This window comes from Pseudomonas sp. LW8 (genome assembly GCF_041956865.1).
Taxonomy (GTDB): Bacteria; Pseudomonadota; Gammaproteobacteria; order Pseudomonadales; family Pseudomonadaceae; genus Aquipseudomonas; species Aquipseudomonas siliginis.
This window is the reverse complement of the sequence record NZ_CP168138.1, coordinates 4977016-4996829: the sequence shown is the minus strand read 5'-3', so window position 1 is coordinate 4996829 and position 19814 is coordinate 4977016. Positions and strand designations below refer to the sequence as shown.

The following is a 19814-nucleotide window of genomic DNA, read 5'->3' as shown; positions in this document are numbered from 1 at the left end:
GTGCAATGCAAGTAATGCGTGGCTGGGCGACTCGATGCGCGCCGCTGGTTGGCCTGATGGGCCTGCTGGGGAGCGTGCAGGAAGCGCTGGCCGGCGACTATGAAGGCTCGCCGCAGGTGGCCGAATTCGTCGGCGAAATGACCCGCGACTACGGTTTCGCCGGTGAACAACTGATGGGTGTGTTCCGCGAGGCGCAGCGCAAGCAGTCGATTCTCGACGCCATCTCCAGACCCGCCGAACGGGTCAAGCAGTGGAACGAATATCGTCCGATGTTCATCACCGACGCGCGCATCGCCCGTGGTGTCGACTTCTGGCGTCAGCACGAGGCGACCCTGGCCCGTGCCGAGCAGGAATACGGCGTGCCGGCACAAGTGATCGTGTCGATCATCGGCGTCGAGACCTTTTTCGGACGTAATACCGGTAATTTCCGCGTGATCGATGCTTTATCGACCCTCGGCTTCGACTATCCTCCCCGTGCCGAATTTTTCCGCAAGGAACTGCGTGAGTTCCTGCTGCTGGCCCGCGAAGAGCAGGTCGATCCACTGACCCTGAAAGGCTCGTACGCCGGGGCCATGGGCCTGCCGCAGTTCATGCCGAGCAGCTTTCGCGCCTACGCGGTGGATTTCGACGGTGACGGCCACATCAATATCTGGAACAACCCGGACGATGCCATTGGCAGCGTCGCCAGCTACTTCAAGCGTCACGGCTGGGTCGCCGGCGAACCGGTGGTCAGCCGTGCCGATGTACGCGGCGAGCAGGTTGATGAAGGCCTGACTACTGGTATCGAACCGGTGAAAACGGTCGCAGAGTTGCGGGCGCTGGGCTGGTCAAGTCATGATGCGCTGCGCGATGATATGCCGGTTACCGCATTTCGCCTCGAAGGCGACAACGGCCCTGAATACTGGATGGGCCTGCAGAATTTCTACGCGATCACGCGTTATAACCGCAGCGTGATGTACGCCATGGCCGTACATCAACTGTCTGAACAGCTGGTACAAGCACGGGGCGTCAAGTAATGCAGGCATTGCCTAACAATAAACCCCTGAAGCTGGTGGCTTTCGCTGCGTTGGCAGTCCTGGTCGCCAGTTGCACGACCAGCCGCACGCCGACGCAGAAAACCCCGTCCACCGCTGTCCGCGCCCAACCGGGCCTGGACATCAACCGCGCGCACAAAGACGGCGCGCCTTGGTGGGATGTCGATGTTTCGCGCATCCCGGATGCGACACCGACCCTGCACACCGGCCCGTACAAGGCCAATCCGTACACCGTGCTGGGCAAGACCTACTTTCCGTTGCAGGAATCCAAGACCTACGTGGCTTCGGGCACGGCGTCCTGGTACGGCACCAAGTTCCATGGCCAGAACACCGCCAACGGCGAAGTGTATGACCTGTACGGCATGAGTGCCGCGCACAAGACCTTGCCGCTGCCAAGTTACGTTCGGGTGACCAACCTGGACAACAACAAGACCGTGATCCTGCGCGTCAACGACCGTGGGCCGTTCTATTCCGATCGAATCATTGACTTGTCTTATGCTGCGGCGAAGAAGCTCGGCTATGCCGAAACCGGCACCGCACGGGTCAAGGTCGAAGGCATCGATCCGCAGCAGTGGTGGGCGGCCAAGGGCCGTCCGGCGCCGCTGATGCTCAATGAGCCGCAAGTGGCGCAGAATAGCGCCCCGGTCATCACCGCGTCGGCCGGTACCGTCGAGCAATGGACGCCGCCGCCGCAGCAACACGCCGCGGCCGTGGTGCCCGTGCAGATCGATGCAAAAAAAAACGCTTCTGCACCAGCGTCTGGCCAGTATCTGCAGGTGGGCGCGTTCGCCAACCCGGACGCTGCCGAGCTGCTGAGGTCGAAGCTCAGCGGGATGGTGAGCGCGCCGGTGTTCATCAGCTCGATCGTGCGCAATCAGCAGACCCTGCACCGGGTACGCCTGGGGCCGATCGGCTCGCCGGGTGAGATCGCCCAGGTGCAGAACAGTGTGCGGCTGGCCAATCTGGGTTCGCCCAGCGTGGTCACCGAGTAACACGTAGACCTTGATTGACGGTTCACTTGCGGTATTCGGGGGGTGAACCAGGTTGTTGGCTCGTCGAAGAACAAAAGCCCGGCAAGGGTGACTGGAGTGAGCAACTGAACACGCGATGGCCCGTTAGAAGGCTGTCTGAATAAGTTTTGCCTTCGGGCAAGTTTCCATTAGCGATTTCGAGAGACGGATGAACATCACCACCTTTGCCAAACGCCTGTGTCTGCTAGTCCCGCTGCTCCTCTCGCCAGCCGCCTTCGCGGCCGAGATGATGCCGTCGCCACCACAACTGGCCGCCAAGGCCTACGTTCTGATGGACGCCAGCAGCGGCAACGTGCTGGTCGAAAACAACGGCGACCAGCGTCTGCCACCGGCCAGCCTGACCAAGCTGATGACCGCGTACATCGCAACCCTGGAAATCCGTCGCGGTCAGATCGGTGAAAACGATCCGGTGACCGTCAGCGAAAACGCCTGGCGCACCGGCGGTTCGCGGATGTTCATCAAGGTCGGTTCGCAGGTCACTGTCAGCGACCTGCTGCACGGCATCATCATCCAGTCCGGTAACGACGCCAGCGTCGCCCTGGCCGAGCACATCGCCGGCAGCGAAGACGCGTTCGCCGATCTGATGAACAAGACCGTCACCGAACTGGGCATGACCAATACCCACTTCATGAACCCGACCGGTCTGCCAAACCCTGAGCACTACTCGTCGGCGCACGACATGGCGATCCTGGCCCGTGCGATCATCCACGAAGACCCGGCTCACTATGCGATCTACTCGCAGAAAGAGTTCTTCTGGAACGGCATCAAGCAGCCTAACCGCAACCTGCTGCTGTGGCGCGACAAGACCGTTGACGGTCTGAAAACCGGCCACACCGATGAAGCCGGCTACTGCATGGTGTCCTCGGCTGTACGTGATGGCCAGCGCCTGATTGCCGTGGTGTTCGGTACCAACAGCGAAGTGGCTCGCGCCGCTGAAACCCAGAAGTTGCTGACCTATGGTTTCCGCTTCTTCGAAACCCAGACCTTCTACCAGAAGGGCACTGAACTGGCGCAGGCGCCGGTATGGAAAGGCACCACCAGCCAGGTCAAGGCCGGTCTGGCGCAAGACCTGACCATGACTCTGCCAAAAGGCCAGCTGAAGAAGCTCGCTGCCAGCATGACCATGAACCCGCAACTGGTTGCGCCAATCGCCAAGGGCGACGTGATCGGTAAAGTCGAAGTCAAACTGGAAGACAAGGTGGTGCACAGTGCCGACCTGATCGCTCTGGATGGCGTCGAGGAGGGTGGTATCTTCCGCCGCATGTGGGATAGCATCCGTCTATTCTTCTACGGCTTGTTCAACTGATTTTGTGTTGACCTGCATGGCCCCGCCCCGATCCGGTGCGGGGCCATGTGCGTTACCACGGCTTGCGCTATAGAGGCCGTTACGCCATGACCGATACCGAAGTAAAGGCGCCAAAGATCGAATTTCCCCAGACCGATTATCCGATCAAGGTGATCAGTGATACGGGTGTTGGCAACAAAGACAAGATCATCGCGATCGTCCTGAAACACGCGACCATCAATGATGAGCGCATCGACGAGCGTCAAAGCAGCAACGGCAAATACACCACCATCCAGTTGCACATCGTCGCCACCGACCAGGATCAGCTGTACAACATCAACAGCGAACTGCGGGCTTCCGGCATCGTGCACATGGTGTTGTGATGCACGGCACGCTGGGCTTTCGCGAGCTGGGCCAGATGGCTTACGAGCCGGTCTGGCATGCCATGCAGCGCTTTACCAACGAACGCGGCAATGCAGCAGCCGACGAAATCTGGCTCGTCGAACACCCGCCGGTGTTCACTCAGGGCCAGGCCGGCAAGGCCGAACACCTGTTGCTGCCGGGTGATATCCCGGTGGTGCAGGTCGATCGTGGCGGCCAAGTGACTTATCATGGCCCCGGGCAACTGGTGGCTTATCTGTTACTGGATGTGCGTAAGCTGGGTTTCGGCGTGCGTGATCTGGTCAGCCGCATGGAAGCCTGCCTCATCGAACTGCTGGCCAGCTACGGCGTTAGCGCCGCCGCCAAGCCAGATGCTCCCGGCGTATACGTCGATGGAGCGAAAATCGCTTCTCTGGGTTTGCGCATTCGCCACGGTTGTTCCTTTCATGGCCTGGCCCTGAACGTGGATATGAACCTGGAACCGTTTCGACGGATTAATCCCTGCGGCTACGCCGGGCTGGCCATGACCCAGCTGAGCGATCATGCAGGATCGATTGAATTTGCCGAGGTAAGTGCCCGGCTGCGCGCGCAGCTCGTCAAACACCTCGACTATGCTGAGCAGACGACCCTCACGGGCGGAATCGACTGATATGACTACTGATGCAGTGCAAACCATGATCCCGACGCTCGACGTGACCGAGCGCCCGGCCCCGCGTCCCAAGGTTGAAGCCGGCGTCAAGCTGCGCGGCGCCGAGAAGGTTGCACGCATCCCGGTCAAGATCATCCCGACCACCGAACTGCCGAAGAAACCCGACTGGATCCGCGTGCGCATCCCGGTTTCGCCGGAAGTCGATCGCATCAAGAGCCTGCTGCGCAAGCACAAGCTGCACAGTGTCTGCGAAGAAGCCTCCTGCCCGAACCTCGGCGAATGCTTCTCCGGCGGCACCGCAACCTTCATGATCATGGGCGACATCTGCACCCGTCGTTGCCCGTTCTGCGACGTTGGCCACGGTCGTCCGAAGCCACTGGACGTCAACGAGCCGGAAAGCCTGGCCATCGCCATCGCCGACCTCAAGCTCAAGTACGTGGTGATCACCTCGGTTGACCGCGACGACTTGCGTGATGGCGGTGCCCAGCACTTCGCCGACTGCATCCGCGAAATCCGCAAACTGTCGCCGAACGTGCAGCTCGAGACCCTGGTTCCGGATTATCGTGGGCGCATGGATATCGCTCTGGAAATCACCGCCGCCGAGCCGCCGGATGTGTTCAACCACAACCTGGAAACCGTGCCGCGCCTGTACAAGGCTGCGCGTCCGGGTTCGGACTACCAGTGGTCGCTGACTCTGCTGCAACGCTTCAAGCAGATGATGCCGCACATCCCGACCAAGTCCGGCCTGATGCTGGGTCTGGGCGAGACTGACGAGGAAGTCATCGAAGTCATGAAGCGCATGCGCGAACACGACATCGACATGCTGACCCTGGGTCAATACCTGCAACCTTCGCGCAGTCACTTGCCGGTGCAGCGTTTCGTGCACCCGGACACCTTCGCCTGGTTCGCCGAAGAAGGTTACAAGATGGGCTTCAAGAACGTCGCTTCGGGCCCGCTGGTACGTTCCTCGTACCACGCCGACGAGCAGGCGAAGCTGGTCAAGGCCGAGCTGCTGGGTTCCTGATTCACTGCTGATGTAAAAATGCCCGCCAAGGACGGTTCCTCGGCGGGCATTTTTTTGCCTGAGACAAGGGGCTTTTGTTTGTCTCTTCAGCGGACTACTGTGTGTGCATGACTTTACCGCTGGAGCCCATGGATGACCGTTCGACCGAGCCATACCCTTATTGCCCACCGAGCCGTACCGGCGCTGCCATCCGAAGGGACGATTGGCGTCATCGCGCCTGCCGGCCCCGGCACTCTCGACACTGAAAAAGCGCTGCAATGGATGCGCGCGCGCGGCTATGGGCTGAAGGTGTTTCCGGGTGTCTATGAGAAGGACGGCTATCTGGCCGGCAGTGACGACGTACGCCTGCGCGATCTGCACGCGGCATTCGCTGATCCTGAAGTCGACGCGATCATTTGCCTGCGCGGCGGCTACGGCACGCCGCGCCTGCTGGACCGAATCGATTACGACCTGCTCAGCCGGCACGCCAAACCCTTTATCGGCTACAGCGATATCACCGCGCTGCACCTGGCCATCAGTCGCTACGCCGGGTTTGTGACCTTTCACGGGCCGCTGCTCAATGCCGACCTGCTGGGCGACAAGGAACCGCCTACCGTCACCTCATTCTTCGCCATGCTGCGCGGGCAAATGAAGTCAGGGAGTGTGCTCAGCCATCCGGCGGCTTATCCGTTATCAACCGTCGAACCGGGCATCGCTCACGGGCGGTTGCTTGGCGGCAATCTGGCGATGATTGCTGCAACCCTCGGCACGCCCTACGAGATTGATGTCGAAGGCGCAGTTCTGTTCATCGAGGACATCAACGAGCCGCTGTATCGTATTGATCGGCTGCTGACCCAGATGCGTCTGGCCGGCAAGCTGGCCCGACTTCGCGGTGTGCTGGTCGGTGATATCGCCGGGGTGGAGGTCGACGCGCTGAATCGGCTGCTCAAGCAAACCTTTGAGCCGTTACGGATTCCGGTGCTGTCGGGCTGGCGCAGTGGCCATTGCGACCCGAACCTGACACTGCCGTTGGGCGCGCTGGTGCGCCTGGATGCAGGGAAGCAGGAGTTGCTGCTGGAGCAGGATGTGGTAATCAAGGCTGAAACGGTTATTGCCTGACAGTCAGTATTCGCGAGCAGGCTCGCTCCCACATTGGAATACGGTCAACTGTGGGAGCGAGCCTGCTCGCGAAAGCGATACCCGCCATACGGCAGTCTTTCTATTGGGCGCGCAGGCTCTCAAGCAACTTGTGCGTCGGATAACCATCCGCCGGCCAGCCCAGCGCCTGCTGGGCACTGCGAATCGCTTTGCGCGTATTGGCGCCGATAATCCCGTCCGCCGTGCCAGCGTCGTAATTACGCGCGCTCAATAGCGTCTGCAGTTCGATGCGTTCGGTGCGGCTTAGCGGCAGATCATCTTTCGGCCAGTCGCCATTGATCAGGCCCGCTCCTTCGAAACGCTCGGACAACAGGCTCACCGCCAGCGCATACGACGACGAATTGTTGTACTTGAGAATCGCCCGGAAGTTGTCGAGGATCAGGAACGCCGGGCCGCGATAACCGGCTGGCAGCAGCAGGGCAGCGGACAGATGTTCGGAGCCGGCTGGCACCTGCGCACCATTGGGCAGGTTCACACCCAGTTGCCGCCATTCGGCGACGCTTTTGCGAATCGCGCCATCGGCCAGGGTGTAGTTGAAGCCGCTCGGCAATTGCACTTCGAAACCCCACGGCTGGCCACGCTGCCAGCCCGAGCTTTGCAGGTAATGGGCGGTCGAGGCCAGCGCATCGGCCGGGCTGCCCCAGATGTCGCGGCGGCCGTCACCGTCAAAGTCCACGGCGTGGGTGTTGTAAGTGGTCGGAATGAACTGGGTCTGGCCCATCGCGCCGGCCCAGGAACCGAGCATCTTCTCCGGGGTGATATCGCCCTGTTGCAGAATCTGCAGGGCGGCGATCAGTTGCGCGTGAGCAAAGCCCGGACGACGCCCCTCGTAGGCGAGTGTGGCCAGCGAATTGATCACCGACTTGCTGCCCTGGAACTGGCCGAAATTGCTTTCCATGCCCCACACCGACACCAGCGTCTGGCGATCAACGCCATAGCGCTGCTCGATGCTTTGCAGAATGTCGGCGTACTGGTTGATCAACGCCTGGCCTTTGCGTACGCGCAGCGGTGACAGTGCGCCGTCGAGGTATTCCCACACCGGGCGGGAAAACTCCGGCTGACTGCGATCGGCGCGAATCACGCTGGCGTCGAAGCTGATATTGGCAAATGCCTGATCGAACAGCTCGGGGCGAATCCCGGCGGCGAGGGCGTCCTTGCGGAAACCCGCCTGCCATTCGGCAAAGGTCTGGGTCGGTTGAATATCGAGCGGGTCGGCGGACGGCACTACCGGCGGAATGATCGCTGGGGCCGTGGTGACCGGGGCGGCTTGAAGCGGTTGTGCATCGGCGGCGGTGGGTTTTTCCGCGCAGGCGACAAGCAGGATGAAGCTGGAGGCAGCGATCAATTGGCGCACGGGCCAACGACGGGAAAGACTTGTGGGCATGCACAGTTCCAGGGGAAACGAATCAGGTGCAGACCTTAACATGAGCGAGGGGTAGTGCGCTTCAGGCAGCCAGAAAGTAAAAAGCCTCCCGGTTGTCAGACCGGAAGGCTTCGCGGCGGTAGCTGCCTTTGCCCTTGGCTGGTCGTTCCTGGCGGCTGCGGAACAAGGGCTGGGCGACGATGGATTTGGCCTTGTTGGGGCCATGCTTTGCTGGCTTTTTGCTCATGAGGGGTCTCTCGGCGTGGTGGGTTTTGCGCCGGGAATAATCTGCCGATGTGGCGCATCTGTCCAGTAGCTCATGCGTAGGAATATTCTGGCGCTTTCGCGAGCTGGCTCGCTCCCACATTGGTACGCGGTCAGCTGTGGGAGCGAGCCTGCTCGCGAATGGACGCTACGCGGTCGACTGCCTTATTCGGCAGGCAAAGACAATCGCTGGCCAGCCATCAACAGCGCCAACCGACTCAGGCTCATCCACGGTGAACCCGCCGCCTGGCCCTTGATCTGCGCATCGATGCGCTGCGCTTCGAGCAGCAACTGTGCCCAGCGTTGCGCCGAGTAACGTTGCAGCGCCTTGCTCATCAGCGGCTTGCGCTTGTCCCAGACCGGCGGTTTCGACTGGCTGAAGCATTTGTCCAGTGGCGTGCCCTGGCTGTATTGCAGGGAGATGTTGGCCAGCAGGCGCAACTCCCGCGCCAATGCCCAGAGGATCACCGGCGGCTCGACGCCTTCACCGCGCAGGCCTTCAAGCATGCGCAACGCGTGCGCCGGTTCGCCGTTGAGTACCGCGTCGGTCAGGCCGAACACGTCAAACCGGGCACTGTCGGCCACGGCGGCCTGCACGGTTTCGACGTCGATCTGCCCACCTTCGGCCATCAACTTGAGCTTTTCGATTTCCTGGGCGGCGGCGAGCAGGTTGCCTTCGACACGCGCGGCAATCAATTCGACCGCGTCCTGACTGGCCGACAGGCCTGCCTGGGACAGGCGCTGACGAATCCAGCTCGGCAGCTGATTGGCATCCACCGGCCAAATCTGCACGAACTGGGTCTGTTGGCCTTCGACCAGTGCCTTGCCCCACTTGGTTTTCTGCGCGCTGCCATCGAGCTTCGGCAAGCTGATCAGCAGAACCGTGTCTTCCGCAGGACGTGAGCAATATTCGATCAGCGCGGCGGCGCCTTTGTCGCCAGGCTTACCGGACGGCAGGCGCAGTTCCAACAGGCGTTTTTCGGCGAACAGCGACATGCTTGCGCCGGCCTGCAGCAACGTACCCCAATCGAAATTGGCGTCGGCGGCGAAGACCTGACGTTCGTCGAAACCTTGCTGGCGAGCAGCGGTGCGGATGGCGTCGGCGGCTTCCTGACACAGCAACGGATCATCGCCGCTGATGATGTAGACCGGCGCAAGTGCGCCTTGCAGGTGTTTGCCGAGTTGCGCGGGAGCGAGCTTCATAAGAAAGGGCGAGCGGGGCGCCTGAGCGCCCCGGCCGTCTTACTGCTGCGGGATTTCGAGCGGCGACTGACGCGGAGTTTCCGCCTCAGCCTTCTGCGCCGCTTCCAGCGCATCGGCTTCAGCCTTGGCGCGGTCGTTGGCGGTTTGCTGCAGTTGCTGCAACTGGCCCGGGGTCAGCTGCGACAGGCGCAGCATCATGCGCTGCACCAGCTCGCGACGGATTTCATGACGGGCGTCGTTGGCTTCCTGATCGGAGCCGACGAGGTTGTTGCCGTCGTGAATGAACACCTTCTGCACTTCGAGCTTATCGCTAAGCAGGGACAGGTCTTTGTCGCCGCGGATGTCATAGCTCAGCACAGTGTTGACCTGATACTCGCCTGTGCGCCCGGCACCGGCATAGCTGAGGATGCGCTGGCTTTCCTGCTCGTCAGCCAGATACAGCTTGTACGGCGCGCCGCTGTAAACCTTGACGCCGCTGGACTCCAGCGTCTGACGCAGCTGTCTTACGGTTTCGCCATAAGCGTTACGCGCGCTCAGGTCGATTTCCTTGATCGACAGTTCGTTGGTGCCGGTACCACGCAACTGGAAACCGCAGGCGCTCAGCAGAACGGCGAGGCCCATCACCAGCAGATTGCGTTTGATCATTGTGTTGCTCCCCTTGAAACCAGGTGAGCCGACTCTGCGGCCCGAAAGGTTTTACTGGGTGCCAGGCGAGCCCGGCACCCGATCCAATTTAGCTGGCGACGATGTTGACCAGTTTGCCCGGCACCACGATCACTTTGCGAATGGTCAGGCCATCGACGAAACGCAGCACGTTCTCGTTGATGCGCGCGGCGGCTTCGATCTCTTCGCGAGTGGCACTGGCCGGCATTTCGATCTGCCCGCGCAGCTTGCCGTTGACCTGAATGACCAGGGTCAGGTTGTCCTGCACCAAGGCACTTTCGTCCACGGCCGGCCAGCCTGCATCGATCACCGCATCGGCGTGACCCAACTGCTTCCACAGTTCATGGCTGATGTGCGGGGTGATCGGCGCCAGCAGCAGGGTCACCGCTTCCAGACCTTCGTGCAGCAGCGCGCGGTCCTGTTCGGTGCCTTGGGCGGCTTTTTCCAGCACGTTCATCAGCGTCATTACCTGGGCGATGGCGGTGTTGAATTTGTGGTTCTGGCCGACGTCATGGCTGGCCTGCTTGATCGCCAGGTGAATCGCACGACGCACGGTTTTCTGCTCGTCGCTCAGTGCGGCGATATCCAGTTTGCCCGGCAAGCCCTGGGTGACGTGGGCTTGCGCCAGACGCCAGACGCGCTTGAGGAAGCGGTGCGAGCCTTCTACGCCGGAATCGGACCATTCCGCGCTCATGTCAGGCGGCGAGGCGAACATCATGAACAGACGGCAGGTGTCGGCACCGAACTGGTCGATCATCGACTGCGGGTCGACGCCGTTGTTCTTCGACTTGGCCATCTTCTCGGTACCGCCGATTTCCACCGGCAGGCCGTCGGATTTCAGCTTGGCGCTAATCACCTTGGCTTTGCTGTCACGCTCCAGTTCCACGTCCGCCGGGTTGAACCAGGTGTAAGCGCCATTGGCTTCGCGACGATAGTAAGTCTCGGCGATCACCATGCCCTGGGTCAGCAGGTTCTTAAACGGCTCGTTGGAGCTGACCAGACCTTCGTCACGCATCAGCTTGTGGAAAAAGCGCGCGTAAAGCAGGTGGAGAATGGCGTGTTCGATACCACCGATGTACTGATCCACCGGCAGCCAGTGATCGGCTGCGGATTTCTCCACCAGGCCACCTTCAAAGTGCGGCGAGGCGTAGCGGGCGTAGTACCACGACGACTCGACGAAGGTATCCATGGTGTCGGTTTCGCGCTTGGCCGGCGCGCCGCATTTCGGGCAGCTGCATTCGTAGAACTCGGGCATGCGCGCCAGCGGCGAACCGGCGCCGTCCGGCACCACGTCTTCCGGCAACACGACCGGCAGTTGATCTTCCGGCACCGGCACGTCGCCGCACGCGGCGCAATGGATGATCGGGATCGGGCAGCCCCAGTAGCGCTGGCGGCTGATGCCCCAGTCGCGCAGGCGGAACTGGGTGCGCGAGGCGCCCAGTTGTTTCTTGATCAGGGCTACTTCCATTGCGTCGAACGCGCCGGCGAAGTCGAGGCCGTCAAAGTCGCCGGAGTTGATCAGCGTGCCGTGCTCGCCATAGGCGTCCTGCCACGGCGCCGGGTTGGTGTCACCGGAGCTGGTGCGCACCACCGATTTCACCGGCAGGTTGTATTTGTGAGCGAATTCGAAATCGCGCTCGTCGTGCGCCGGAACCGCCATGACCGCGCCGTCGCCGTAGTGCATCAGCACGTAGTTGGCGACCCATACCGGGAGCTTTTCGCCGGTCAGCGGGTGCTCGACGAACAGGCCGGTCGGCAGGCCTTTCTTTTCCTGGGTGGCGACGTCTGCTTCGGCAACGCTGCCGCCCTTGCATTCAGCGATGAACGCTTGCAGCTCGGGATTGTTCTGCGCGGCCAGGGTGGCCAGCGGGTGCTCGGCAGCGACGGCGACGTAGGTCGCGCCCATCAGGGTGTCCGGACGGGTGGTGAAGACTTTCAGGGTGCCGGCTTCGCCGATCGAATCGACGTTGTACGGGAACTGCACTTCCATGCCACGGGACTTGCCGATCCAGTTGCGCTGCATGGTCTTGACCTGTTCAGGCCAGCCAGTCAGTTCGTCGAGACTTTCCAGCAGCTCGTCGGCGTAAGCGGTGATCTTGAAGTAGTACATCGGGATTTCGCGCTTTTCGATCAGCGCCCCGGAGCGCCAGCCACGGCCGTCGATGACTTGCTCGTTGGCCAGAACGGTCTGGTCGACCGGGTCCCAGTTCACGGTGCCGTTCTTGCGGTAGATCACGCCTTTTTCGAACAGGCGCGTGAACAGCCATTGTTCCCAGCGGTAGTAGTCCGGCTTGCAGGTGGTCACTTCACGGGACCAGTCCACCGCGAGGCCGAGGCTGCGCAGCTGCGACTTCATGTAGGCGATGTTCTCGTAGGTCCACTTGGCGGGCGCTACGTTGTTTTTCATTGCGGCGTTTTCCGCCGGCATGCCGAACGCATCCCAACCCATTGGCTGCAGAACATTCTTGCCCTGCATGCGCTGGTAGCGCGAGATCACGTCGCCAATGGTGTAGTTGCGCACGTGGCCCATGTGCAGCTTGCCGCTGGGGTAAGGGAACATCGACAGGCAGTAGTAGGTTTCCTTGCCTGGCTGTTCACTGACTTCAAAGGACTTTTGCTCATCCCAGAACGACTGGGCGGCGGCTTCGATCTCACGTGGCTGATATTGTTCGTGCATGGCTACTTTTGTACTGGATAGGGGTGGCCTAATCCGCTTCGACGGCTGCATTCGGGATCGCCCGAGTGCGCTGGAAGTGGAATGACAGGAAGCGCCGTAGCATACATGACCGCGCTTGGCCGAGGGAAACCCTGATTACAGCTGTTTGCCCGACCTTTTGGACGACGAGGGCCGTTGGTCGCGGCGTGTAGCCGGTTCGTGCAGCGAAGCTAAGCTCTAATTGGGGAGTGAGTCTTATCTTCAATGAGGTGAGGGATGGTGGAGCAACGGAAAAAGAACGTAACGAAACCCGAGTTGTATGAAAGGTTGATCGATCGTCTGGGCATGGCGCTGGACGCCGTGAAAACCGCTGACCGGCTGCGCGACGAGCGCCCCCTGGAACTGGAATTGCGTGGCTTGAGCCCCGCCGAGTTCAAACTGGTCAAGGCCTATCTGGATCGCAGTGAACGTGAAACGCAGGGATGCCTGTCTCAAGCAGTGAAGCAACTCGATGCAGCACATTCGGCCAAGGTCATCTGGCTCAAGGACAAGGCGCCGCGCAGAGACACCGGCAAGGTGCGCTCTGTACAGGCCAAGTAAGCACATGGCAGGTCAGGAAACGGATCTTTTGCAACAGGATCCCGCCTAATGGTTGTAACGCGTAATCAACACTTTTAGGCTTCGGGCATCTTTGGAGATGCCCGATGCCCTTTCGCTATTTCATCAAACAACTTTTATTGCCGCCCGGCATTCTTTTGCTGCTGTTGCTGGTCGCCTGGTGGCTGCGCCGTTCGCGGCCACGCCTGGCTGGCGTGTGTTTTGCCGTCGGTTTTGGTGGCCTGCTGCTGATGAGCCTGCCGGTGGTCGTGCAGTGGAGCGCCAAGGCGCTGGAACGTGAGCCGCCGCTGGCGCGGTCAGAGTGGACGACGCTGGCGCAACGCGCCGATGCGATTGTGGTGTTGGGCTCGGGGCGCGAGCGCGGTGATCTGGCCTGGGGCGAAGACCAGCCGACCGGCATCGGGCTCGAGCGGCAGCGTTACGCGGCGCGCCTGGCCAAGGCCTCGGGCCTGCCGATTCTGACCAGCGGCGGCCTGCACTACGGCACGCCGCCGACCGAAGCGAAATTGATGGCAGATTCGTTGCGTGATGATTTCGACGTAACGGTACGCTGGCAGGAAGGCGAAAGTCGCACCACATGGGAGAACGCGAAGATGACGGCAGATATCCTCTTGCCGCAAGGGATCAAGCGGGTCGTCGTGGTGACGCAGGCGTGGCACATGCCGCGTGCAGTGTGGAGCTTTGAGCAGGCGGGTTTCGAGGTGGTGCCGGCGCCGGTGGGTTTCCTCGGTACGGATAACGCCCGGCCGTTTGGCGGCTGGTTGCCGGAATTCAAGTCGATCTGGCAGAGCGGGCAATTGCTCAATGAAGCGGTGGGGCAGGTGGGGTACTCGTTGTTTTACCGCTGAAGATCATTGTGGCGAGGGGATTTATCCCCGACGGGGCGCGTAGCGATCCCTCTCTTACCTTCAGAAGAGGGGACTGCTGCGCACTCCAGCGGGGATAAATCCCCTCGTCACATTTCTCAGAGGGTCTTCGACATCCGGCTCGCCATCAGCGCCCAGCCAAACAGCAGCAGGCACAACGCGATCAACGGCCACGAGCGCCATTGCAGATACGGCGTCAGGTCGTGCATCGGTACCACTTCGCCGTACAGCACACCTTGTTCGAACTGCGGAATCTGTTCGGTGATCTGCCCGAACGGGTTGATCAGGCCAGTAACGCCGTTGTTGGTCGCGCGGATCATCCAGCGTCCGGCCTCCAGCGCGCGCATCTGCGCCATCTGTAAATGCTGCAGCGGGCCGATCGACGTGCCGAACCAGGTGTCGTTGCTGATCGTCAGCAGCAGGTCGCTGCGTGCCGACAGGCCGGCGGCGAATTCCGGATAGACCACCTCGTAGCAGATGAACGGTGCAATCTGGTAACCCTTGGCTTGCAAGAGCGCTTGATCCGACGGGCCGCGAGCGAAGTCCGACATCGGCAGGTCGAAGAACGCGATCAAGCCGCGCAACACGTCCTGCAACGGCACGTACTCGCCGAACGGCACCAGTTTCTGCTTCAGGTAAGTGCCGTCGCCTTCGCCGACCACGGTGATGCCGTTGAAGAAGCGCCGCTCGTGATGCACGGTCTGGCGGATCGGCACGCCGGTGATCAACGCTGATTTACGCTCGGCGGCGAAGTTGCCCATCATCGTCAGGTAGCCCTCGGCGGACTCCTTCAACACCGGCACGGCGGTTTCCGGCCAGATCAGCAGATCGACCGGTTTGGAGCGGAAGCTCAGATCACGGTACAGCGCCAGTTGCGCGTTGAGTTCGGCCGGGTCCCATTTCATGCTTTGCGCGACATTGCCCTGAATCGCGGCGACCGTCAGCGGTGCGCCGGACGGGCTGGTCCACGCGTGGCCCTTGAGGGCAATGCCCGCCACCCAAGGCCCCGCCAGAAGTACCAGACCGGCCGCGATGAAACCCTTGCGGCGCGCCTGCAACAAGCGCGGCGCGTTGTAGATCAGCGCTGCGGTCAGTGCCAGAACAAACGAGACCAGCCACATCCCGCCCACCGGCGCGAGCCCGGCCAGCGGGCCGTCGAGCTGGCTGTAACCGGAATAAAGCCATGGGAAACCGGTGAGGAACCAGCCGCGAAAGGCTTCCTGGCCGACCCACAACGCCGCAAACGCCAAGGCATCCGCCAGCGGTGCTTCGTTACGCCGCAACCAGCGCGCCCACAGCCACGCGGGCAGGGCGAAGAACCAGGCAATCGCCGCGGTGAACAGCAGCATCAGGAACCCGGCGAGCAACACCGAAGCGCCGCCGAAATGATGAATGCTGTAATAGATCCAACTGGTGCCGGCACCGAACAGGCCGAAGCCGAAGCACCAGCCACGGCCGAGCGCCTGACGCGGGCTCAGCTCACGCAAACCGGCATAGAACAGACCAACCGCCAGCAATGCCAGCGGCCAGATGTCGAACGGTGCGAGAGCGAATGTGGTGATTGCACCGGCCGCCACGGCCAGCAGGTTACCGGGCCAGCCGGGGCGGGTTGTCCAGCGCATTTCAGTCCTTAGAATTAACGAGCGATAGGCGTCAGTCGCAGCAAGTGAATCCGACGGCTGTCGGCGTTCAGGATGCGGAAACGATAAGCGCCGATTTCAGTGGTTTCGTTGCGTTTTGGCAAGTGCCCGAACGCGCTCATCACCAGGCCGCCGACGGTGTCGAATTCATCGTCGGAGAACTCGCTGTCGAAGAACTCATTGAAGTTCTCGATCGGCGTCAGCGCCTTGATCAGGAAATCACCGCTGGGCAGCGGCTTGATGTAGCTGTCTTCTTCGACGTCGTGCTCGTCCTCGATGTCGCCGACGATCTGCTCAAGCACGTCCTCGATGGTCACCAGACCGGCCACACCGCCGTATTCGTCGATGACGATGGCCATGTGGTTGTGGTTGGCGCGAAACTCACGCAGCAACACGTTCAGACGCTTGGACTCCGGCACGAAGGTGGCCGGGCGCAGCAGGTCCTTGATGTTGAAGCTGTCGCCGTTCTCCTTGAGGATCAGCGGCAGCAGATCCTTGGCCAGCAGCACGCCCATCACGTCGTCATGGCTTTCGCCGATGACCGGATAGCGCGAGTGGGCCGAGTCGACCACGGCGGGGAGGAATTCGCGGGGTGTCTGGGTCGCCTTGATGCTGACCATCTGCGAGCGCGGCACCATGATGTCGCGCACTTGCAGGTCAGCCACTTGGATGGCGCCTTCGACGATGGCCAGCGCTTCGCTGTCCAGCAGTTTGTTCTGATGTGCATCACGCAGCAGCTCGAGGAGCTCCTGACGGTTCTTCGGCTCGTGGGCAAAAGCCTGGGTCAGTTTACCCAGCCATGACTTCTGCCCGTTGCTCGATCGATCTTCGCTCATAGCGATTACTCTGAATCCTTTGTTGTAACGATGGGGGAGTGTTCGGTTTCGTCGTCCGCGTACGGATCGGGATAGCCCAGTTCAGCAAGCAACTCGCGTTCCAGTGCTTCCATTTCCTCGGCTTCGTCGTCATCTATATGGTCGTAACCCAACAGATGCAAGCAGCCGTGAATGACCAGATGTGCCCAGTGCGCCTTTAGTTCCTTGCCCTGCTCGGCGGCTTCGCGTTCGACCACGGCCACGCAGATCACCAGATCGCCGAGCAGCGGGATATCGAGAAACTCGTCAGGCACTTCCGCCGGGAACGACAACACGTTGGTCGCGTAGTCCTTGTGGCGCCAGGTGTGATTGAGCTCGCGGCCTTCTTCCTCGTCGACCAGACGAATGGTCATTTCCGAATCAGCGCTGCGCTGGCGCAGGGCCAGTTCGCACCACTGGCGGAACTCGGCTTCACTCGGCGCGCTGGCCTCAGTGGCGATTTGCAGATCCAGCTCAAGCATCGCGCGAGGCTTCCTTCGCGGCTTCGGCACGGGTTTCGAAGCGCTCGTAGGCCTCGACAATCCGCTGCACCAACGGGTGCCGCACGACGTCCTTGGGCTGGAAGTGGGTGAAGCTGATGCCCGGCACGTCTTTGAGCACTTCGATCACATGGTGCAGCCCGGACTTGGTGCCGCGCGGCAGGTCGACCTGGGTGATGTCGCCGGTGATCACGGCGGTGGAGCCGAAGCCGATGCGCGTGAGGAACATCTTCATCTGCTCGACGGTGGTGTTCTGGCTTTCGTCGAGAATGATGAAGCTGTTGTTCAGCGTACGACCGCGCATGTAGGCCAGCGGCGCGACTTCGATCACCTGTTTCTCGATCAGCTTGGCGACGTATTCGAAACCGAGCATTTCGTACAGCGCGTCGTAGAGCGGGCGCAGGTACGGGTCGATCTTTTGCGACAGATCGCCGGGCAGGAAGCCGAGCTTTTCTCCCGCTTCGACTGCCGGACGCACCAGCAGGATGCGGCGGATCTGCTCGCGCTCCAGCGCATCCACCGCGCAGGCCACGGCCAGATAGGTCTTGCCGGTACCGGCCGGGCCGATGCCGAAGTTGATGTCGTTGCCGAGGATTTCCTTCACGTAGCGCTGCTGATTCAAGCCGCGCGGGCGAATCATGCCTTTCTTGGTGCGCAGGGCGACGGTCGCTTCGGCAGGTGCCGGGTTGTCGATATCTGCTGATTCCTGAATGAACAGGTGCACCAGGTCTGGCGACAGCTCGGTACCCTTGGTTTCCCGGTACAGGCGGCGCAGCAGGTTTTCCGCGGACGTGGTGAGTTTTGGATCGCCAATCAACTCGAACTGGTTTCCGCGATTGCGGATCTCGATGGCCAGGCGCTGTTCGATCAAGCGCAAATGCTCGTCGAATTGCCCGCACAGATTGGCGAAGCGGCGAGCCTCAAAAGGCTCGAGGAGAAAACGATGTGGTTCGATGGGTGCGTTCAAGGTCGTATTTAGCCGCCCTGGGGCAATTAGGATGAAATCAAGGATAACGCCAGTGGCCTGGGTGCGAAAGCTCTTAAATATCGACGCTGCTTTCGAACCCATTCTCTGTGGCTGGCGGGGTCATTTGGTGGTGAGGGGATTTATCCCCGATGGGACGCGAAGCGGTCCTGAAACCATTATCAGAGGTGTATCAGATCACCCGGAGTGCAGGTTTTGGGTCGGCTGCGCCAACCATCGGGGATAAATCCCCTCACCACAGAAGCCCCATCCACAATGCGATGGTGTTATTGAACCAGCGAACCACGCAGCGAGTGCGGTTGCGCGGCGTCGATGTGCACATCGGCGAACTGGCCGATCAGGGTGGGATTGTCGCAGCGGAAGTTGACGATACGGTTATTCTCGGTACGGCCCTGGAGCTCGCCTGGGTCTTTCTTCGAATAATCGGTCACCAGAATGCGCTGGATCGAGCCGACCATTTGTCGGCTGATCTCGAAGCCCTGCTGATTCAGACGATGTTGCAGCGCGTTCAGGCGTTCTTTCTTCAATTCTTCCGGGGTGTCATCTGCCAGATCGGCAGCGGGCGTGCCCGGGCGCTGGCTGTAGACGAACGAGTAGGAGAAATCGAAGCCGACATCGGCAATCAGCTTCATGGTCTGTTCGAAGTCTTTCTCGGTTTCACCGGGGAAGCCGACGATGAAGTCCGAACTGATGCAGATTCCTGGCACCGCAGCGCGCAGTTTGCGCAGCTTGGATTTGTATTCCAGCGCCGTGTGGTTGCGCTTCATCGCCGCGAGAATCCGGTCCGAGCCCGACTGCACTGGCAGGTGCAGGTGCTTGACCAGTTCCGGCACTTCGGCGTGGGCCTGGATCAGGCTGTCGGAGAACTCCAGCGGGTGCGACGTGGTGTAGCGGATGCGGTCGATGCCATCGACAGCGGCGACCACGCGGATCAGTTCGGCCAGGTCGGCCAGGCGACCGTCGTGGGTCTGGCCGCGATAGCCGTTGACGTTCTGCCCGAGCAACGTCACTTCACGCACGCCGTGTTCGGCAAGGTGAATGATTTCCGCGATCACGTCGTCGAACGGCCGGCTGACTTCTTCACCACGGGTATACGGCACCACGCAGAAGGTGCAGTACTTGCTGCAACCTTCCATCACTGACACATAAGCGCTCGGGCCGTCGATACGCGGCTCGGGCAGGTGGTCGAATTTTTCGATTTCCGGAAACGAGACGTCGACCTGCGGCAGCTTGCTGCTGCGCGCGGCGTCGATCATTTCCGGCAGACGGTGCAGGGTCTGCGGGCCGAACACCACGTCAACGTAGGGAGCGCGATCGCGGATCGCCGCGCCTTCCTGACTGGCCACGCAACCGCCGACAGCGATGACCATGTCCGGGTTGGCCAGCTTCAGTTCGCGCCAGCGGCCGAGCTGCGAATACACGCGGTCTTGCGCGCGTTCGCGGATCGAGCAGGTGTTGAGCAGAATCACGTCGGCGTCTTCCGCGCGAGCGGTGACTTCCAGGGCCTGATGTTCGCCCAGCAGATCGACCATGCGCGAGCTGTCGTACTCGTTCATCTGGCAACCGTGGGTTTCGATGTAAAGCTTCTTGGCCATGGATTCGGGTCGTCACGTGATTCAAAGAACCGCGCATTATAGGGAACAAGCCGTCAGGTTCCTACC

The 19814-nt window shown here is 61.2% G+C and carries 19 protein-coding genes; 9 read left to right on the top strand and 10 right to left on the bottom strand.

Annotated elements, in window-relative coordinates; genetic code table 11:
• Positions 1-5: 5 nt before the first annotated feature.
• The 7 genes from mltB to AB9L16_RS22580 all read left to right on the top strand — a co-directional run bounded on the left by mltB (position 6) and on the right by AB9L16_RS22580 (position 6502).
• The gene (mltB, locus tag AB9L16_RS22610) at positions 6-1016 is read left to right on the top strand and encodes a lytic murein transglycosylase B (protein ID WP_186532367.1); all 1011 of its coding nucleotides are present in this window, start codon (positions 6-8) and stop codon (positions 1014-1016) included.
• On the top strand, positions 1016-2026 hold the full coding sequence (locus AB9L16_RS22605) for a septal ring lytic transglycosylase RlpA family protein (RefSeq protein ID WP_016773027.1): 1011 nt from the start codon (positions 1016-1018) through the stop codon (positions 2024-2026). Before mltB ends, AB9L16_RS22605 begins: the two co-directional genes overlap by 1 nt.
• 187 nt (positions 2027-2213) lie before the next feature.
• Positions 2214-3371, top strand: coding sequence for a D-alanyl-D-alanine carboxypeptidase family protein (locus tag AB9L16_RS22600; protein ID WP_016773028.1), 1158 nt, complete (start codon positions 2214-2216; stop codon positions 3369-3371).
• An 86-nt stretch (positions 3372-3457) separates the two neighbouring features.
• Positions 3458-3733 carry a DUF493 domain-containing protein gene (locus AB9L16_RS22595; RefSeq protein WP_024014446.1) on the top strand — a complete coding sequence of 92 codons (276 nt, stop codon included), beginning with the start codon at positions 3458-3460 and terminating at the stop codon, positions 3731-3733.
• Positions 3733-4380: a lipoyl(octanoyl) transferase LipB gene (lipB, locus tag AB9L16_RS22590; RefSeq protein ID WP_076564273.1), complete on the top strand. Its 648-nt coding sequence runs from the start codon at positions 3733-3735 to the stop codon at positions 4378-4380. Before AB9L16_RS22595 ends, lipB begins: the two co-directional genes overlap by 1 nt.
• Positions 4381-4405: 25 nt before the next feature.
• Positions 4406-5404 carry a lipoyl synthase gene (lipA, locus tag AB9L16_RS22585; protein WP_160768663.1) on the top strand — a complete coding sequence of 333 codons (999 nt, stop codon included), beginning with the start codon at positions 4406-4408 and terminating at the stop codon, positions 5402-5404.
• A gap of 132 nt (positions 5405-5536) precedes the next feature.
• A complete protein-coding gene (locus AB9L16_RS22580; protein ID WP_375122731.1) occupies positions 5537-6502 on the top strand; it encodes an LD-carboxypeptidase in 966 nt (321 codons plus the stop codon).
• A 100-nt stretch (positions 6503-6602) separates the two neighbouring features.
• On the opposite strand, the gene AB9L16_RS22575 is transcribed toward AB9L16_RS22580, so the two are convergent.
• The 5 genes from AB9L16_RS22575 to leuS form a co-directional block, all read right to left on the bottom strand.
• Complete coding sequence (locus tag AB9L16_RS22575; RefSeq protein WP_375122730.1) at positions 6603-7925, bottom strand: lytic murein transglycosylase; 1323 nt, start codon at positions 7923-7925, stop codon at positions 6603-6605.
• A gap of 61 nt (positions 7926-7986) precedes the next feature.
• Complete coding sequence (gene arfA, locus AB9L16_RS22570; RefSeq protein ID WP_016773035.1) at positions 7987-8151, bottom strand: alternative ribosome rescue factor ArfA; 165 nt, start codon at positions 8149-8151, stop codon at positions 7987-7989.
• A 182-nt stretch (positions 8152-8333) separates the two neighbouring features.
• On the bottom strand, positions 8334-9371 hold the full coding sequence (gene holA, locus AB9L16_RS22565) for a DNA polymerase III subunit delta (RefSeq protein WP_150638412.1): 1038 nt from the start codon (positions 9369-9371) through the stop codon (positions 8334-8336).
• A 39-nt stretch (positions 9372-9410) separates the two neighbouring features.
• Positions 9411-10016: an LPS assembly lipoprotein LptE gene (gene lptE, locus AB9L16_RS22560; RefSeq protein ID WP_073475660.1), complete on the bottom strand. Its 606-nt coding sequence runs from the start codon at positions 10014-10016 to the stop codon at positions 9411-9413.
• A gap of 88 nt (positions 10017-10104) precedes the next feature.
• Positions 10105-12711 (bottom strand): leucine--tRNA ligase, encoded by a 2607-nt coding sequence (gene leuS, locus AB9L16_RS22555; protein WP_256810277.1) that lies wholly within the window; start codon positions 12709-12711, stop codon positions 10105-10107.
• Positions 12712-12966: 255 nt separating this feature from the next.
• Between leuS and AB9L16_RS22550 the strand changes: the two genes are divergently transcribed.
• The gene (locus tag AB9L16_RS22550) at positions 12967-13290 is read left to right on the top strand and encodes a hypothetical protein (RefSeq protein WP_024014441.1); all 324 of its coding nucleotides are present in this window, start codon (positions 12967-12969) and stop codon (positions 13288-13290) included.
• 104 nt (positions 13291-13394) lie between these two features.
• Positions 13395-14156, top strand: a complete 762-nt coding sequence (locus tag AB9L16_RS22545; RefSeq protein ID WP_236168734.1) for a YdcF family protein — start codon at positions 13395-13397, stop codon at positions 14154-14156.
• Positions 14157-14272: 116 nt separating this feature from the next.
• Here the strand turns inward: AB9L16_RS22545 and lnt are convergent, their stop codons facing one another.
• The 5 genes from lnt to miaB form a co-directional block, all read right to left on the bottom strand.
• Positions 14273-15796, bottom strand: a complete 1524-nt coding sequence (gene lnt, locus AB9L16_RS22540; RefSeq protein ID WP_150742305.1) for an apolipoprotein N-acyltransferase — start codon at positions 15794-15796, stop codon at positions 14273-14275.
• 14 nt (positions 15797-15810) lie between these two features.
• On the bottom strand, positions 15811-16650 hold the full coding sequence (locus AB9L16_RS22535; protein ID WP_024014438.1) for an HlyC/CorC family transporter: 840 nt from the start codon (positions 16648-16650) through the stop codon (positions 15811-15813).
• Positions 16651-16655: 5 nt separating this feature from the next.
• Positions 16656-17150, bottom strand: a complete 495-nt coding sequence (ybeY, locus tag AB9L16_RS22530) for an rRNA maturation RNase YbeY (RefSeq protein WP_016773042.1) — start codon at positions 17148-17150, stop codon at positions 16656-16658.
• On the bottom strand, positions 17143-18135 hold the full coding sequence (locus AB9L16_RS22525; RefSeq protein WP_016773043.1) for a PhoH family protein: 993 nt from the start codon (positions 18133-18135) through the stop codon (positions 17143-17145). Before AB9L16_RS22525 ends, ybeY begins: the two co-directional genes overlap by 8 nt.
• 284 nt (positions 18136-18419) lie before the next feature.
• A complete protein-coding gene (gene miaB, locus AB9L16_RS22520; protein WP_041477732.1) occupies positions 18420-19748 on the bottom strand; it encodes a tRNA (N6-isopentenyl adenosine(37)-C2)-methylthiotransferase MiaB in 1329 nt (442 codons plus the stop codon).
• Positions 19749-19814 lie beyond the last annotated feature (66 nt).

Coding starts and splice junctions, on each gene's coding strand:
- mltB (WP_186532367.1), top strand. CDS start 6: ATGCAAGTAATGCGTGGCTGGGCGACTCGATGCGCGCCGCTGGTTGGC.
- AB9L16_RS22605 (WP_016773027.1), top strand. CDS start 1,016: ATGCAGGCATTGCCTAACAATAAACCCCTGAAGCTGGTGGCTTTCGCT.
- AB9L16_RS22600 (WP_016773028.1), top strand. CDS start 2,214: ATGAACATCACCACCTTTGCCAAACGCCTGTGTCTGCTAGTCCCGCTG.
- AB9L16_RS22595 (WP_024014446.1), top strand. CDS start 3,458: ATGACCGATACCGAAGTAAAGGCGCCAAAGATCGAATTTCCCCAGACC.
- lipB (WP_076564273.1), top strand. CDS start 3,733: ATGCACGGCACGCTGGGCTTTCGCGAGCTGGGCCAGATGGCTTACGAG.
- lipA (WP_160768663.1), top strand. CDS start 4,406: ATGATCCCGACGCTCGACGTGACCGAGCGCCCGGCCCCGCGTCCCAAG.
- AB9L16_RS22580 (WP_375122731.1), top strand. CDS start 5,537: ATGACCGTTCGACCGAGCCATACCCTTATTGCCCACCGAGCCGTACCG.
- AB9L16_RS22575 (WP_375122730.1), bottom strand. CDS start 7,925: ATGCCCACAAGTCTTTCCCGTCGTTGGCCCGTGCGCCAATTGATCGCT.
- arfA (WP_016773035.1), bottom strand. CDS start 8,151: ATGAGCAAAAAGCCAGCAAAGCATGGCCCCAACAAGGCCAAATCCATC.
- holA (WP_150638412.1), bottom strand. CDS start 9,371: ATGAAGCTCGCTCCCGCGCAACTCGGCAAACACCTGCAAGGCGCACTT.
- lptE (WP_073475660.1), bottom strand. CDS start 10,016: ATGATCAAACGCAATCTGCTGGTGATGGGCCTCGCCGTTCTGCTGAGC.
- leuS (WP_256810277.1), bottom strand. CDS start 12,711: ATGCACGAACAATATCAGCCACGTGAGATCGAAGCCGCCGCCCAGTCG.
- AB9L16_RS22550 (WP_024014441.1), top strand. CDS start 12,967: ATGGTGGAGCAACGGAAAAAGAACGTAACGAAACCCGAGTTGTATGAA.
- AB9L16_RS22545 (WP_236168734.1), top strand. CDS start 13,395: ATGCCCTTTCGCTATTTCATCAAACAACTTTTATTGCCGCCCGGCATT.
- lnt (WP_150742305.1), bottom strand. CDS start 15,796: ATGCGCTGGACAACCCGCCCCGGCTGGCCCGGTAACCTGCTGGCCGTG.
- AB9L16_RS22535 (WP_024014438.1), bottom strand. CDS start 16,650: ATGAGCGAAGATCGATCGAGCAACGGGCAGAAGTCATGGCTGGGTAAA.
- ybeY (WP_016773042.1), bottom strand. CDS start 17,150: ATGCTTGAGCTGGATCTGCAAATCGCCACTGAGGCCAGCGCGCCGAGT.
- miaB (WP_041477732.1), bottom strand. CDS start 19,748: ATGGCCAAGAAGCTTTACATCGAAACCCACGGTTGCCAGATGAACGAG.